Annotated in this window: 13 protein-coding genes; 9 read left to right on the top strand and 4 right to left on the bottom strand. The window is 54.7% G+C overall.

What is annotated here, in order from left to right; translation table 11 throughout:
• The first annotated feature begins 335 nt into the window (after positions 1-335).
• The 3 genes from KI228_RS20425 to KI228_RS20415 are packed head-to-tail and all read left to right on the top strand — an operon-like array spanning position 336 to position 3487.
• Positions 336-1463: a slipin family protein gene (locus KI228_RS20425; protein WP_061069521.1), complete on the top strand. Its 1128-nt coding sequence runs from the start codon at positions 336-338 to the stop codon at positions 1461-1463.
• Positions 1464-1468: 5 nt separating this feature from the next.
• Positions 1469-2695 carry an RtcB family protein gene (locus tag KI228_RS20420; RefSeq protein WP_044326843.1) on the top strand — a complete coding sequence of 409 codons (1227 nt, stop codon included), beginning with the start codon at positions 1469-1471 and terminating at the stop codon, positions 2693-2695.
• Between the two features lie 6 nt (positions 2696-2701).
• Positions 2702-3487 carry a nucleotidyltransferase domain-containing protein gene (locus tag KI228_RS20415; protein WP_061069522.1) on the top strand — a complete coding sequence of 262 codons (786 nt, stop codon included), beginning with the start codon at positions 2702-2704 and terminating at the stop codon, positions 3485-3487.
• A gap of 97 nt (positions 3488-3584) precedes the next feature.
• Here KI228_RS20415 and lysC read toward each other — a convergent pair whose 3' ends face one another.
• Positions 3585-4934 (bottom strand): lysine-sensitive aspartokinase 3, encoded by a 1350-nt coding sequence (gene lysC, locus KI228_RS20410; protein ID WP_061069523.1) that lies wholly within the window; start codon positions 4932-4934, stop codon positions 3585-3587.
• Positions 4935-5227: 293 nt separating this feature from the next.
• On the opposite strand from lysC, the gene pgi reads away from it, so the two are divergent.
• From pgi to KI228_RS20385, 5 genes are all read left to right on the top strand, one after another.
• Positions 5228-6874 (top strand): glucose-6-phosphate isomerase, encoded by a 1647-nt coding sequence (gene pgi, locus KI228_RS20405; protein WP_042999019.1) that lies wholly within the window; start codon positions 5228-5230, stop codon positions 6872-6874.
• Positions 6875-7278: 404 nt separating this feature from the next.
• The gene (gene yjbE, locus KI228_RS20400; RefSeq protein WP_042321038.1) at positions 7279-7521 is read left to right on the top strand and encodes an exopolysaccharide production protein YjbE; all 243 of its coding nucleotides are present in this window, start codon (positions 7279-7281) and stop codon (positions 7519-7521) included.
• A 63-nt stretch (positions 7522-7584) separates the two neighbouring features.
• Positions 7585-8223 carry a YjbF family lipoprotein gene (locus tag KI228_RS20395; RefSeq protein ID WP_042999020.1) on the top strand — a complete coding sequence of 213 codons (639 nt, stop codon included), beginning with the start codon at positions 7585-7587 and terminating at the stop codon, positions 8221-8223.
• A complete protein-coding gene (locus tag KI228_RS20390) occupies positions 8220-8957 on the top strand; it encodes a capsule biosynthesis GfcC family protein (RefSeq protein ID WP_042999021.1) in 738 nt (245 codons plus the stop codon). Before KI228_RS20395 ends, KI228_RS20390 begins: the two co-directional genes overlap by 4 nt.
• Positions 8957-11053, top strand: coding sequence for a YjbH domain-containing protein (locus KI228_RS20385; RefSeq protein ID WP_042999022.1), 2097 nt, complete (start codon positions 8957-8959; stop codon positions 11051-11053). Before KI228_RS20390 ends, KI228_RS20385 begins: the two co-directional genes overlap by 1 nt.
• A gap of 12 nt (positions 11054-11065) precedes the next feature.
• On the opposite strand, the gene KI228_RS20380 is transcribed toward KI228_RS20385, so the two are convergent.
• Entirely contained in the window at positions 11066-11530 is a 465-nt protein-coding gene (locus KI228_RS20380) for an acyltransferase (RefSeq protein WP_044264141.1), read from the bottom strand.
• A 10-nt stretch (positions 11531-11540) separates the two neighbouring features.
• The gene (locus KI228_RS20375; protein ID WP_061069525.1) at positions 11541-12050 is read right to left on the bottom strand and encodes a GNAT family N-acetyltransferase; all 510 of its coding nucleotides are present in this window, start codon (positions 12048-12050) and stop codon (positions 11541-11543) included.
• Between the two features lie 140 nt (positions 12051-12190).
• Here KI228_RS20375 and psiE point away from each other — a divergent pair, with 140 nt between their 5' ends.
• Positions 12191-12601 carry a phosphate-starvation-inducible protein PsiE gene (gene psiE / locus KI228_RS20370; protein WP_042999025.1) on the top strand — a complete coding sequence of 137 codons (411 nt, stop codon included), beginning with the start codon at positions 12191-12193 and terminating at the stop codon, positions 12599-12601.
• A 92-nt stretch (positions 12602-12693) separates the two neighbouring features.
• On the opposite strand, the gene malG is transcribed toward psiE, so the two are convergent.
• Entirely contained in the window at positions 12694-13584 is an 891-nt protein-coding gene (malG, locus tag KI228_RS20365; RefSeq protein ID WP_044253369.1) for a maltose ABC transporter permease MalG, read from the bottom strand.
• Positions 13585-13666 lie beyond the last annotated feature (82 nt).

The raw sequence follows: 13666 nt of genomic DNA, 5'->3' as shown, positions 1-13666 counted from the left end.
TTTCGTCATTTTCTCGTTCTGGCACGCTTCTGGCAATAACCCTCTCGTCAACACGTTGAAAACGCAGGGGGTTAAACCCCGCCGGCACATCAGGAACGGCTGAGGCTGTATTCCGGAAGTGTTCCGTCAACCGATGACACCTGAACAATGGGTTCGATTCCCGATTCATTCTCCCAATGAAACTGGTTGTTAATCATAGAAATAAAAACGGGCACTGCGCAGTTAACAGGCCCCAAAACAGGTCGCCGGTCACGATGCCGCGCCGCAGGCAAAAGGGAATTCCCCTGTAGCGTCGCCTCCGCACCCGCACCTGACTTGATAAGGAAAAGAGAAAAATGACGAAGAAAATCACTATTCGTAAAGGACAATTAGGTCTGTTAGCCAAAAACGGCGACTACTATCAGGTTCTGGAGGCGGGTGAACACCGTCTGCCGTGGTTCAACACGCCAGAGGTGCTGGTGGTTAATCTGGACGGCAGCGAAGTGCCGGAAGCGCTGGCGAATTATTTACGCCGCTTTCAGCCAGACTGGGTAACACGTTATGCCCTGGCCGTTGATCTTAACGACAGCGAAGCGGGCGCGTTATACATGAATGAGGTGTTGCAGGAGATCCTGCCTCCGTCAACGCGCTGTTTGTACTGGCGGGCCGACGAGGCGTTGAAACTGGTACGGATGGATACGCGTCAGGTTCAGGTGCCTGCTGAGGTGATGAATGCGGTTCTGCAACCGCGACGTAGCGGCGCGGTAAAAGGTCGTGAAGCGATGCTTACCGTACAGGTGCCTGCCTGGCACGCCGGAGTGTTGAAAATTGATGGCGAGACGCAGGCACTGCTGCCGCCGGGTCTGACGGCGTACTGGAAAGTGAATCATCTGGTTGACGCCGAAGTGGTGGATACCCGTTTGCAGGTGCTGGAAGTAGGCGGTCAGGAAATTTTGACCAAAGATAAGGTCAACCTGCGCCTGAATCTGGCAGCGAACTGGCGTTACCGCGATGTGTTGCTGGCGTTTGCACAGCTCACTAAACCGCTCGATCATCTGTACCGCGAACTGCAGTTTGCGCTGCGGGAGGCCGTCGGGACGCGCACGCTTGATGAGCTGCTGGAAGATAAACAGGTAATTGATGAGGTGGTCAGCGCACAGGTGAAAGACCGGATGACACCGTATGGCATCGACGTGGCGTCGCTGGGTGTGAAGGACATTGTGTTGCCGGGGGATATGAAAACGATTCTGTCCCGTCTGGTTGAAGCGGAAAAATCGGCGCAGGCCAACGTGATCCGCCGTCGTGAAGAAACGGCAGCGACGCGCTCGTTGTTGAATACGGCGAAAGTGATGGAAAACAACCCGGTGGCTTTGCGTTTAAAAGAGCTGGAAACCCTCGAAAGAGTGGCAGAGCGTATCGATAAAATCTCGGTATTCGGTGGCCTGGACCAGGTTCTGCACGGCTTAGTGAACATTAAAGGATAAGAAACATGACACATCACGACTATGCGCTGTTGACGTCGCAGAACGCGGCGCCGGTGAAAATGTGGACGCACGGCGTCCCGGTGGAACCCGAGGCACGCCAGCAACTGCTGAACACGGCGAAGATGCCATTTATTTTTAAACACCTGGCGGTCATGCCGGATGTGCATCTGGGGAAAGGGTCAACGATTGGCAGCGTGATCCCGACCAAAGGAGCGATTATTCCGGCAGCAGTGGGGGTGGACATCGGCTGTGGGATGATTGCGGTACGTACCTCGCTGCTGGCTGGCGATCTGCCGGATAACCTCAGCGGGTTGCGGAGCGCGATTGAGCAGGCCGTTCCCCACGGGCGAACCAATACGCGATCCCGTCGCGATAAAGGGGCGTGGGACACGCCGCCAGAGGAGGTGAGTACTCACTGGGGGACATTGGCACCGCGCTTTACGCGCCTGACTGACAAGTATCCCTCGCTGCTGAAAACCAATAACTATAAGCATCTCGGAACGTTGGGAACCGGTAATCACTTCATTGAAGTGTGTCTGGATGAGCAGCAGCGCGTCTGGGTGATGTTGCACAGTGGTTCGCGTGGTGTGGGGAATGCCATCGGCAACGTCTTTATCACGCTGGCGCAGCAGGATATGCAACAACATATCGCGAATTTGCCTGACCGAAACCTGGCGTATTTCCAGGAAGGGAGTCGGCACTACAACGACTACATTGAAGCGGTGGAATGGGCGCAGGATTTTGCCCGACAAAACCGGGAGGTCATGATGTCCCGCGTGCTGGCCGCGCTGTCGCGTAGCGTGAGTAAACCGTTTATCACGCAACAAGAAGCAGTGAATTGCCACCATAACTACGTGCAAAAAGAGCGTCATTTTGGTGAAGAGGTGCTGGTAACGCGTAAAGGTGCCGTTTCCGCACAAAAAGGCCAGATGGGGATCATCCCCGGATCGATGGGGGCGAAAAGTTTCATTGTGCGCGGGTTGGGAAATGAAGAGAGCTTTTGTTCATGCAGTCATGGTGCGGGAAGAACCATGAGCCGAACGGCGGCTAAAAAACGCTTTACCGTAGCGGATCAGATCCGCGCGACGGCCCACGTTGAATGCCGTAAAGACAGCGAGGTGATTGATGAAATTCCGCTGGCCTACAAAGACATTGATGCCGTGATGGCGGCGCAGTCTTCGCTGGTGGAGATCGTGCATACGTTGCGGCAGGTGGTATGTGTAAAAGGATAAAAGAAGATGACCAAAAATGCAGTGAGTGCCGCAATGTGCGAACGGGTCATGCGGCAGCTCAAAGAGATAGAAACCCGCTACGGCGTCAGGGTGCTGTATGCCTGCGAATCGGGGAGTCGTGGCTGGGGATTTGCCTCGCCGGATAGCGATTACGATGTGCGGTTTTTGTATGTTCATCCGCCGGAGTGGTATCTGCGGGTTGATGCGCCGCGTGACGTGATCGAGCTGCCAATCGACGATGAGCTGGATGTGTGCGGCTGGGAGTGGCGTAAAGCGCTGGGTCTGCTGAAGGGCGCTAACCCAACGCTGATCGAGTGGCTGGATTCCCCGGTGGTTTATCAGCAGGATGATGCTACGGTCAGTGCGCTTAAAGCGATGATACCGCGGTGGTTCTCTCCGCTTCGTGCGCGCTGGCACTACTACTCGATGGCGCGAAAAAACTTTCGTGGCTACTTGCAGGGGGAAACGGTGCGTCTGAAAAAGTACTTCTACGTCCTGCGTCCGCTGTTGGCGGTGCGTTGGGTTGAAGCAGGAAAAGGCGTTCCGCCCATGCGGTTTGCCGAACTGCTGGCGGGAAGCGATCTGGATGCGCCGTTACGTCAGGAAATAGATGAACTGCTGGTGCGCAAACAGCGGGCTGGGGAGGCGGAGTATGGTCCGCGTCGTCCGCTGCTACATACGTTTATCCACGCCGAACTGGCGCGAGGCGAAATCCCGCCAACGTTACCGGATAGCCGCGAAGGCGACGTGAAGGCACTGGATCGACTGCTTTACGAGACGGTGATGTCATGACTGTGTTGCCCGATGATGCTCACGCTTATCGGGCCGACACCGGCTGGCCTCCAGGCCGGATAAGGCGTTTCATCGCCATCCGGCATTCAGGCCTGTCTCACTCAAACAAATTATGGTGCAGTTTCTGTACCACCTGTTCTGCTTCGGTGCCAGGCACCAGGAAACAGAGGTTATGGCTGGAAGCGCCATAGCAAATCATGCGGATATTGAACGGTTCCAGTACGCCGAACACCTCTTTGCCGACACCGCAGGCTTTCGACAGATCGTTACCAATCAACGCGACCAGCGCGAGACCTTCTTCCACTTCCACCCGACACAAGGCCGACAGTTCCATTAGCAGCGACTGCGTCAGCAGCGTATCGCCGGTGGAGGTGGAACCGGTGGTGTCCAGCGTCAGCGCCACGCTCACTTCAGAGGTGGTGATCAAATCTACGGAGATATTATGGCGCGCCAGAATGCCGAACACTTCAGCCAGGAAACCGCGCGAGTGCAGCATATTCAGGCTGTGCAGGGTCAGCAGCGTCTGCTTACGACGCAGTGCCAGCGCGCGGAACAGCGGTGGATTCTGCGTTTTGTTACAAACCAGCGTGCCGCCTGCTTTCGGATCTTTACTGGATCCAACGAAGACCGGGATATCGCTGCGCACCGCCGGCAGCAGGGTGGCCGGATGCAGCACTTTCGCGCCGAAGGTGGCCATTTCCGCCGCCTCTTCAAAGGCGATTTCATCGATACGCTGGGCGGCAGGCACCACGCGAGGATCGGTGGTATAGATGCCCGGAACATCCGTCCAGATATCGACACGCGCCGCATGCAGCGCTTCGGCCAACAGGGCGGCTGTGTAGTCGCTGCCGCCGCGTCCGAGTGTGGTGGTACGCCCTTTGCCTTCGCTGCCGATGAACCCTTGCGTGATCACCAGCCCTTCGCTCAGACGCGGGGTCAGTTGCAATGTCGCCAGCTCCGCCAGCGCCGCTACGTCAGGTTCGGCACGGCCAAAGCGATCGTTGGTTCGCATCACTTTACGCACATCAAACCACTGCGCCTGAACGTTACGCTCACGCAGGATCTCAACAAACAGCAGGGTGGACATCAGTTCGCCGTGGCTGACCAGTTCATCCGTCAGTGCCGGGGAGGTGGCTAATGAGGTCGCTTCCGCCAGCGTGGTGATATTTTCCAGCAGGCGTTCAATCTCTTCACGAATGACGTTGGGATAACGCAGACGCTCCAGGATATCGAACTGAATTTTGCGGATGGCGTCGAGCTTCTCAAAGCGAGCCTGTGGTTCCAGTCCTTCTGCCAGCGCCACCAGCAGATTGGTGATGCCAGCAGAAGCTGAGAGCACCACTACGCGCACGTTTGCATCGGAAAGCACCACGTCGGCGCTGCGGTTCATGGCATCAAAATCAGCGACGCTGGTACCGCCAAATTTGGAAACAACGATTTCTGTCATAACAACCTCGTGTCAGGGAGTGAGAAAGCGACCTGGGCACAAAGGCAGAACAGAAACCGGTGCAGGCGCAAATACCGTATTTATAAATAAAATGTGCAGACGACACTGTCAACGCCGGGATTATGCGGATTTTTCATGCTGGCAAGTGGCTGAGTAACCGTACTTATAACAACGCTGTTTTTTCACTGTATTTGACCGAAGCCAGGGCAACGGCACTAAAACAATCACACTTTTCTGTGACTGGCGTTACAATCGATCTCAGTCACAATTCTCAAATCAGAAGAGTATTGCTAATGAAAAACATCAATCCAACGCAGACCTCTGCCTGGCAGGCACTACAAAAACACTTTGACGACATGAAGGACGTTACCCTCGCGGATTTGTTCGCGAAGGATAACGATCGCTTCAGCAAATTCTCCGCAACGTTTGACGATCTAATGCTGGTGGATTACTCCAAAAACCGCATTACCGAAGAGACGCTGGCGAAACTGCAGGATCTGGCGAAAGAGACCGATCTGGCAGGCGCCATCAAGTCCATGTTCTCCGGCGAGAAAATCAACCGTACGGAAGATCGTGCCGTGTTGCATGTGGCGTTGCGTAACCGTAGCAATACCCCGATTATGGTTGACGGCAAAGATGTGATGCCGGAAGTCAACGCGGTGCTGGAGAAGATGAAATCTTTCTCCGAAGCCATTATTTCGGGTCAGTGGAAAGGTTATACCGGTAAAGCGATCACCGACGTGGTCAACATCGGTATTGGCGGCTCCGACCTCGGCCCGTTCATGGTGACCGAAGCGCTGCGCCCATACAAAAATCACCTGAATATGCACTTTGTTTCTAACGTCGACGGTACCCATATCGCCGAAGTGCTGAAGAAAGTGAATCCGGAAACTACCCTGTTCCTCGTGGCGTCCAAGACCTTCACCACGCAGGAAACCATGACCAACGCCCACAGCGCGCGTGACTGGTTCCTGAAAACCGCCGGTGATGAAAAACACGTTGCGAAACACTTCGCTGCACTGTCTACCAATGCGAAAGCGGTTGGTGAGTTCGGTATTGATACCGCCAACATGTTCGAGTTCTGGGACTGGGTGGGCGGTCGTTATTCTCTGTGGTCAGCGATTGGTCTGTCGATCATCCTGTCTGTCGGCTACGACAACTTTGTGCAACTGCTGTCCGGCGCGCATGCGATGGATAAGCACTTCTCGACCACGCCTCTGGAGAGCAACCTGCCGGTGCTGCTGGCGCTGATCGGCATCTGGTACAACAATTTCTTCGGTGCTGAAACCGAAGCCATCCTGCCGTACGACCAGTATATGCACCGTTTCGCGGCCTACTTCCAGCAGGGCAATATGGAGTCCAACGGGAAATATGTTGACCGTAACGGCAACCCGGTGGATTACCAGACGGGTCCGATCATCTGGGGTGAGCCGGGAACCAACGGTCAGCACGCGTTCTACCAGTTGATTCATCAGGGAACCAAAATGGTGCCTTGTGACTTTATCGCCCCGGCGATTACCCATAACCCGCTGTCCGATCACCATCCGAAGCTGCTGTCTAACTTCTTCGCCCAGACTGAAGCGCTGGCGTTCGGGAAATCCCGCGAAGTGGTGGAGCAGGAATACCGTGACCAGGGTAAAGATCCGGCCACGCTGGAACACGTGGTACCGTTCAAAGTGTTTGAGGGCAACCGCCCGACTAACTCCATCCTGCTGCGTGAAATCACCCCGTTCAGCCTGGGGGCGCTGATCGCCCTGTATGAGCACAAAATCTTTACACAGGGCATCATCCTGAACATCTTTACCTTCGACCAGTGGGGCGTTGAGCTGGGTAAACAGCTGGCAAACCGTATTCTGCCGGAGCTGAAAGATGATAAGGCGATCGAAAGCCACGACAGCTCGACTAACGGATTGATTAACCGTTATAAAGCCTGGCGTTAATCTGCCAGCGTGCCGGATGGCGGCGAATGCCTTATCCGGCAAATTAATAATGAAATCAGCCGATATTATTATCGGCTTTTTTTATAAGATAATTCCGGTTGTTCGTGTTGTTCTCCACCGTTCTATATTGAGCATAATCCTAAAATAATAAATAACCGGAAAATAACGCCGTGTTATTTTAGGATAATACGGATCGTTCAGATGTCAGGTTTTAATGATAACTCGTTGTTTTTAATGTTTATTGTTATTTTAATTAAAGTAAATAATTCAACAAAAGTCCAATTATCCTAAAACCATTCCGCTATTTCCCCCTACCGTAATTCGCATGCTTTAGTTGTGTATACTCGATCCCGCCCGAAACGCTTTTGGGCAAATCTCCATTCATTCAATGAAGGGAAATTGTTATGAAAAAAGTTCTGTATGGCATTTTTGCCATATCTGCGCTTGCGGCGAGTTCTGTCTATGCAGCCCCCGTTCAGGTAGGTGAAGCAGCAGGCTCGGCAGCAACGTCGGTGTCGGCGGGTAGCTCCTCGGCATCCAGCGTGAGCACCGTAAGTTCGGCGGTGGGTGTCGCTCTGGCGGCAACCGGCGGCGGTGACGGTTCCAATACCGGGACCACCACCACAACCACCACCAGTACCCAGTAACACCGGTACGTTTAACTCTAACCACACTTCGGTGTGGTTATTTTGCCCCTCTGGAGAAGAGTCGTGAAGCGACCTGCGCTCATATTACTTTGCCTGCTGTTACAGGCCTGCTCAGCCACCACAAAGCAGCTGGGCAACTCACTGTGGGACAGTCTGTTTGGCACGCCCGGCGTCCAGCTAACGGACGATGATATCCAAAACATGCCTTACGCCAGCCAGTACATGCAGCTCAACGGCGGGCCGCAGCTGTTTGTGGTGCTCGCTTTCGCAGAGAACGGGCAGCAAAAATGGGTGACGCAGGATCAGGCCACTCTCGTGACCCAACATGGTCGTCTGGTGAAAACGTTGCTTGGCGGCGACAACCTTATCGATGTGAATAACCTCGCAGATGACCCGCTGAGTAAACCGAATCAGATCGTCGACGGTGCCACCTGGACCCGCACGATGGGCTGGACGGAATACAAGCAGGTGCGCTATGCCACCGCGCGCTCCGTCTTTACATGGGATGGCAACGACACGGTAAAAGTCGGTAGCGAAGAGACGCCGGTTCGCGTGCTGGACGAAACTGTCACGACCGATCAAGCGCGCTGGCATAACCGTTACTGGATCGATAACGAAGGGCAAATTCGCCAGTCGGAGCAGTATCTGGGCGCGAACTTCTTCCCGGTGAAAACCACGCTGATTAAGGCGGCAAAATCATGATGAAACGGACTCTTGCAGCGCTGATCTTCAGTCTGAGCGCATCATCTGTTTTTGCTGCGGGGACCGTTAAGGTCTTTAGCGCCGGTAGCACAGAGCCGAAAACGCTTACCGGCGCTGATCATCTTATCGATCTGGTGGGACAGCCCAGACTGGCGAACAGCTGGTGGCCTGGCGCGGTGATCGCTGAAGAGAAAGCGACCGTGAAAGCGCAGGGCCAACAGCAGGCGCTGCTGGCGCGCCTGGCGGCGTTAAGCGCCAACGCAAGCGGGGACGATGCCGCCGCCATTAACGCGTTGCGCCAGCAAGTTCAGGCGCTGAAGGTGACGGGTCGACAGCTGGTGAATCTCGATCCGGACATCGTGCGGGTCAGCGAACGCGGCAATCCGCCGTTGCAGGGCAACTACACGCTGTGGGTCGGCGGGCAGCCGACGGACGTCACGCTCTTTGGCCTGATAAGCCGTCCCGGTAAGCAGCCGTTTATGCCCGGACGCGACGTCGTCAGCTATCTCGATGGACAAGACCGGCTCAGCGGCGCGGATCGCAGCTATGCGTGGCTTGTTTATCCCGATGGCCGAACGCAGAAGGTGCCGGTGGCGTACTGGAATAAGCGTCACGTTGAACCGATGCCCGGCAGCATCATTGTTGTCGGGCTGGATGATTCTCTCTGGAGCAGCGAACCGGAAGCGCTGAACGCTGACATTCTTCATACCCTGACGCAGCGGATACCTGAATAATGAAAAAAACATATCTGCTCAGCTTACTGGCGCTGGGCATCAGCGCAGCCTGCCATGCCGAAACGTATCCGGCGCCGATTGGACCCTCTCAGTCGGATTTTGGCGGCGTGGGATTATTACAGACCCCAACCGCGCGCATGGCGCGTGAAGGGGAGTTGAGCCTCAACTATCGTGATAACGATCAGTACCGTTACTACTCCGCCTCCGTACAGCTTTTCCCCTGGCTGGAAACCACGCTGCGCTACACCGATGTGCGGACCAAAAAGTACAGCAGCGTCGAATCGTTTTCCGGCGATCAAACCTACAAAGATAAAGCGTTCGATCTGAAGTTACGCCTGTGGGAAGAGAGCTACTGGATGCCGCAGGTGTCGGTCGGTGCGCGAGATATCGGCGGGACTGGCCTGTTTGATGCGGAATACCTCGTGGCGAACAAAGCCTGGGGACCGTTTGATTTCTCACTCGGCCTCGGCTGGGGATATCTGGGAACCAGCGGCAACGTCAGTAACCCGCTCTGTTCGTACAGCGATAAATATTGCTACCGCGATAACCGCTATAAACAAGCTGGCTCCATTGATGGCAGCCAGATGTTCCACGGCCCGGCATCGTTGTTTGGCGGCGTTGAGTACCAGACGCCGTGGCAGCCCCTGCGGCTGAAGCTGGAATATGAGGGCAATAACTACCAGCAGGATTTTGCGGGCAAGCTGGAACAGAAAAGCAAGTTTAACGTCGGCGCCATTTACCGCGTCACCGATTGGGCCGACGTTAACCTCAGCTATGAACGTGGTAACACCTTTATGTTTGGGGTAACGCTGCGGACTAATTTCAACGACTTACGCCCATCGTATAACGATAACGCGCGGCCGAAATACCAGCCGCAACCGCAGGACGCGATCCTGCAACACTCAGTGGTGGCGAATCAGTTGACGCTGCTGAAATACAACGCCGGACTGGCAGATCCGCAGATTCAGGTGAAAGGCGATACGCTGTACGTGACCGGCGAGCAGGTGAAATACCGCGACTCGCGTGAAGGTATTGAACGGGCGAATCGGATCGTGATGAACGATTTGCCAGAGGGGATCCGCACGATCCGCGTGACGGAAAACCGTCTCAACCTGCCGCAGGTCACTACCGAAACGGACGTCAGCAGCCTGAAACGCCATCTGGAAGGCGAACCGCTGGGACAGGAAACGCCGCTGGCGCAACAGCGCCTTGAGCCGATAGTGCCGGAACGCACTGAGCAGGGCTGGTATATCGACAAGTCGCGCTTCGACTTCCACCTCGATCCGGTGCTGAACCAGTCCGTGGGCGGACCGGAAAACTTCTACATGTACCAGTTGGGTGTGATGGCGACGGCGGATCTGTGGGTGACCGATCACCTGCTGACCACCGGAAGCTTGTTTGGAAATCTCGCCAATAACTACGATAAATTCAACTACACCAATCCGCCGAACGATTCGAAGCTGCCACGTGTGCGTACCCGCGTGCGTGAATATGTGCAGAACGACGTTTATGTGAACAACCTGCAAGCTAATTATTTCCAGTACTTGGGTAATGGTTTCTATGGTCAGGTCTACGGGGGTTATCTTGAAACCATGTATGGCGGGGCGGGGGCAGAAGTGCTGTACCGTCCGGTCGACAGCAACTGGGCGTTTGGTCTGGATGCAAACTACGTGAAACAGCGTGACTGGCGCAGCGCGCAGGACATGATGAAATTCACCGACTACAGCGTGAAGACCGGACACCTGACGGCCTACTGGACGCCGTCATTCGCCCAGGACGTGCTGGTGAAAGCAAGCGTCGGTCAGTATCTGGCGGGGGATAAAGGCGGCACGCTGGATATCTCTAAACGCTTTGACAGCGGCGTGGTGGTGGGTGGTTACGCCACGCTTACCAACGTCTCGCCGGATGAGTATGGCGAAGGGGATTTCACCAAAGGCGTCTACGTGTCGATTCCGCTGGATCTCTTCTCTTCCGGCCCGACCCGCAGTCGTGCGGCCATCGGCTGGACGCCGCTGACGCGTGATGGGGGTCAGCAGCTCGGACGTAAATTCCAGCTCTATGACATGACCAGCGATAAAAATGTGAATTTCCGCTGAGTTAACGTGGTTTTATCCAGCCGGAAGACGGCGTAATAATCTGGCTGGATTACCCGCATATACGCCTTTTTCGGTGATTGATTTGGTCACCACGCTACCCGCACCGATAACTACGCCATCGCAGATACTGACCGCCAGTATTGTCGCGCCGCTACCAATGGAGACATCGTCACCAAGAGTAATTCGTCCCCAACTGCTGCGGTCGGCATTGGGTTTTCCTTCCCGAAACATATCGTTAGCGAACATGACGCCGTGGCCGATAAAGCAGCGGGAACCGATGGTGACATATTCGCAAATGAAGGTATGCGACTGGATTTTTGTCTCTGCGCCAATCTGCGTATTTCCCTGAATTTCGACAAAGGGGCCGACAAAAACGTTGTCGCCAAGCCGGCAGTCGTAGAGATTGGCGGGTTCATAAATCACTACATTTTCACCACAGGTGACATTGCGGAGGGTGGACTGATGAGTCGTTGCCATTTTGGGTCTCTCAGAGCGGTTTTTTCATAACGTGAAGCGTAGTGGTCTGCGACGTGGTGGAAAAAAAAGTGTCTTTCACAAAGGTCATTCCCTGCTGTTCATAGAACTGACGTGCCCGGGGGTTATCCGCCAGTACCTCCAGCCAGATCCGTGTTTCCCCTTGCGCTTTGGCCTGACGGACCACTTCGGCAAAAAGCTGTTCACCGTACTGTTTGCCAGTTTCGCCCGGCAGAAGGTAGATCTTATGCAGCAATGTCCCCGGCGGGTCTTGTGGCTCAAGGGCCTGATGTAACGAATACTTCGCAAAACCAATCGGGACGTCAGTAAAAGCGATCAACCAGAAGGTGCCCGCTTCTGCGAGACTTCTGGCGATGGCGGGCAGAGAATATTCCTGCTCAAGATACGCCGCCAGTTCGTCATCGTTTTTCCACAGATGGGCAAAATGATGACGATAGCTGGTATATCCCATTGTGCTCAACAGGCTGGCATCGTCTTGTATTGCCATTTGAAACCGAAGCATTTCGCCTTCCTTTCAGAATGTTAGGGTTGAAAGGATTGTCACACCCTTTTCTGATTGCACAAAACATAAACAAAAAATATAGATCTCCGTCACATTTTTGCGTTATACAGGAACCTCACCACTGAGAAAGAGGTGCTGTTATGACGTCACTATCTCGTCCGCGCGTGGAGTTTATCTCTACGATCCTACAGACCGTGTTGAACCTTGGGCTGTTGAGTCTGGGCCTGATCCTGGTCGTATTCCTCGGCAAAGAGACACTGCATCTGGCTGATGTGCTTTTCGCGCCTGAACAAGCCAGCAAGTATGAGCTGGTGGAAGGGCTGGTTGTCTACTTTCTCTATTTCGAATTTATCGCGCTGATTGTGAAGTACTTTCAGTCAGGCTTTCACTTTCCGCTGCGCTATTTCATCTATATCGGGATCACCGCGATTGTCCGGCTGATCATCGTCGATCACAAATCGCCAATGGACGTGTTGATCTATTCGGCGGCGATCCTGCTGCTGGTGATCACCCTCTGGATGTGTAATTCGAAACGCCTGAAGCGCGAGTAAAAAAAGGGCGCTCCGTGGAGCGCCGAATTACAGTCACAAGTTGGATAAAACAAGTTGAGGGTGCAGTGGCATTACAGGTACTTCGATGAAACTTAGCCTTTGACTCCGCCGGCAGTCAGGCCGTTGACCAGCCAGCGCTGCGCCAGCAGGAAGACCAGAGTGATTGGAATCGCGGACAGCACGGCGGCAGCGGCAAAATCGCCCCACAGATAGTTTTGTGGGTTGAGGTACTGCTGCATCCCGACCGCCAGGGTGTAGCTGTTCACATCACGTAGCAACAGTGAGGCAACCGGTACTTCGGTGATGGCGGCAATGAACGACAGGATAAAGACCACCGCCAGAATGGGCACCGACAGCGGCAGCAACACCAGACGGAACGCCTGCCACGGGGTTGCTCCATCCAGTGCGGCCGCTTCTTCCAGCGAGCCGTCGATGGTTTCGAAATAGCCTTTGATGGTCCACACATGCAGTGCGATACCGCCGAGATAGGCGAAGATCACCCCGCCGTGGGTGTTCAGACCGATAAACGGAATGTACTGACCGAGGCGATCGAACAACGCGTACAACGCGACCAGCGACAGCACCGCCGGAAACATCTGGAAAATCAGCATTCCTTTGAGCAGCGTGGCTTTGCCAGGGAAGCGCATACGGGCAAAAGCATAGGCACAGGTAGTGGACAGCGCCACGATACCCATTGCGGTGATCCCGGCGATTTTCACCGAGTTCCACAGCCATAACAGTACCGGGAAGGGGGGCGGCGTGACGCGGCCATCAGCGTGTTCAACGCTAAAGCCCAGCGCCAGCCGCCAGTGCTCCCAGGAGATTTTTTCCGGGATCAGGCTCCCGGTCGCAAAGTTACCTTCACGCAGCGAGATGGCGATAACCATCAGCAGCGGGAACATGATCGCCGCGATAAATATCAGCAGCAGCAGGTGCGTGATAAAGAGGCGCAACTTTTGAGATTTCGGTTGGACCATAGCCATAATTTTTCTTCACTCCTTAATACCGCTCCAGGCTATTTCACTTGCCATTCTGAATGCTGGCAGCATCCAGACTGGCGGCGCC

It is taken from the genome of Citrobacter amalonaticus, from assembly GCF_018323885.1.
Lineage (GTDB): Bacteria > Pseudomonadota > Gammaproteobacteria > Enterobacterales > Enterobacteriaceae > Citrobacter_A > Citrobacter_A amalonaticus.
This window is presented reverse-complemented; position numbering and strand designations above follow the sequence as displayed.

Bases quoted from the DNA above. Each gene is read 5' to 3' on its own strand.
- KI228_RS20380 (WP_044264141.1), bottom strand. From the start codon at position 11,530: ATGGCAACGACTCATCAGTCCACCCTCCGCAATGTCACCTGTGGTGAA.
- malG (WP_044253369.1), bottom strand. From the start codon at position 13,584: ATGGCTATGGTCCAACCGAAATCTCAAAAGTTGCGCCTCTTTATCACG.
- KI228_RS20375 (WP_061069525.1), bottom strand. From the start codon at position 12,050: ATGCTTCGGTTTCAAATGGCAATACAAGACGATGCCAGCCTGTTGAGC.
- KI228_RS20385 (WP_042999022.1), top strand. From the start codon at position 8,957: ATGAAAAAAACATATCTGCTCAGCTTACTGGCGCTGGGCATCAGCGCA.
- psiE (WP_042999025.1), top strand. From the start codon at position 12,191: ATGACGTCACTATCTCGTCCGCGCGTGGAGTTTATCTCTACGATCCTA.
- yjbE (WP_042321038.1), top strand. From the start codon at position 7,279: ATGAAAAAAGTTCTGTATGGCATTTTTGCCATATCTGCGCTTGCGGCG.
- KI228_RS20420 (WP_044326843.1), top strand. From the start codon at position 1,469: ATGACACATCACGACTATGCGCTGTTGACGTCGCAGAACGCGGCGCCG.
- lysC (WP_061069523.1), bottom strand. From the start codon at position 4,934: ATGACAGAAATCGTTGTTTCCAAATTTGGCGGTACCAGCGTCGCTGAT.
- pgi (WP_042999019.1), top strand. From the start codon at position 5,228: ATGAAAAACATCAATCCAACGCAGACCTCTGCCTGGCAGGCACTACAA.
- KI228_RS20390 (WP_042999021.1), top strand. From the start codon at position 8,220: ATGATGAAACGGACTCTTGCAGCGCTGATCTTCAGTCTGAGCGCATCA.
- KI228_RS20415 (WP_061069522.1), top strand. From the start codon at position 2,702: ATGACCAAAAATGCAGTGAGTGCCGCAATGTGCGAACGGGTCATGCGG.
- KI228_RS20425 (WP_061069521.1), top strand. From the start codon at position 336: ATGACGAAGAAAATCACTATTCGTAAAGGACAATTAGGTCTGTTAGCC.